At 71.1% G+C, this 1,117-nt stretch carries 2 protein-coding genes and 1 pseudogene; all 3 read right to left on the reverse strand.

Annotation, left to right across the window (positions count from 1 at the left end; translation table 11 throughout):
- Positions 1–347: pseudogene (locus tag AC2W7C_RS18240) on the reverse strand (Hpt domain-containing protein); the annotation flags it as partial.
- A 15-nt stretch (positions 348–362) separates the two neighbouring features.
- Positions 363–728 (reverse strand): response regulator, encoded by a 366-nt coding sequence (locus AC2W7C_RS18245; protein WP_486002611.1) that lies wholly within the window; start codon positions 726–728, stop codon positions 363–365.
- Positions 725–988, reverse strand: coding sequence for an STAS domain-containing protein (locus AC2W7C_RS18250; protein ID WP_486002612.1), 264 nt, complete (start codon positions 986–988; stop codon positions 725–727). The genes AC2W7C_RS18245 and AC2W7C_RS18250 overlap by 4 nt, the downstream gene beginning before the upstream one ends.
- Positions 989–1,117: the final 129 nt, after the last annotated feature.

Below are 1,117 nucleotides of genomic sequence, written 5' to 3' on the forward strand. Positions count from 1 at the left end.
GGCCGAGCGCCCCTCGTCGACCTCCGCCTGTCCCTGCGCGGCGGCGACGTGGTCGCCAGGACGTCCGAGGCGCGCAGCAGGGTGCGCACCGTCACCTCGTCGCACGGCTTGCGGCCCGCGCGCAGTTCGTCCAGCAGGGTCTCGAAGACGTGGGCGAAGCGCACCAGGCCGTCCAGGCCGAACGCCCCCGCCCCGCCCTTCACCGAGTGGACGGCGCGGAAGACGGCGTTGATCGTCTCGCTGTCGGTCTGGCCCGATTCCAGCACCATCAGCTTGGCTTCCAGGTCGGCGAGCAGTTCGTCGCATTCCTGGAAGAAGGTCGCCTTGATCGCCTCGAACGCGTCCACGTCAATCTCTCCGACTCAGGCGGCGACGCGGCGGACGGCGTCGATCAGCTTGACCGGATCGAACGGCTTGACGATCCAGCCCGTGGCTCCGGCCTGACGGGCGCGGGTCTTCTTCTCGGCGTCGCTCTCGGTGGTCAGGACCAGAACCGGGGTCTGGCGGTGGTCGGGATGGGCGCGGACGCCCTCGATCACGCCGAAGCCGTCCATGCGCGGCATGTTGATGTCGGTGATGACGATGTCGGCGCCGTGCGCCGCCAGGGTCTCCAGCCCATCGACGCCGTCGACGGCCTGGATGACGCGGTAGCCCGCGGGCTCGAGCGCCATCAGCAGCATGTCGCGCATGGTGCGGGAATCGTCGATGGTCAGAACAGTCTTGGTCACGCGAGAGCTCCCACGGGATCGGAGGCGAAGGGGACGGCGCCGAAGGCGGCCCATTGGTCGGAGAAGGCGGTGGAATCGCCGGTCAGCGTCAGCGCCTGGCCGTCGGCCGCCCAGGTCCGCCGGGCGGCCAGCAGGACCTGCAGGCATAGCCCGCCCAGCCGTTCGACGTTCGAGGCGTCCAGGGCCAGCGGCTGACCGCGCAGCGCCAGAAGATCCGCCTTCAGCGGTTCGGCCGCTCGGATATCCAGCACCGCCGGCAGGGGCGAAGACGGCGGTCATCAGAACGCCTCCCCATCCCGTCCTCGGCCGCCATGGCCTGGGGCTTCAGCGCGGCCCCCGCCGCGGCCGACGGTCCTTCAGGGGCCGCGACAGGCTGGCTGGCGCGCGGC

Source organism: Brevundimonas sp. CURTG3B2_SDJG, assembly GCF_057364705.1.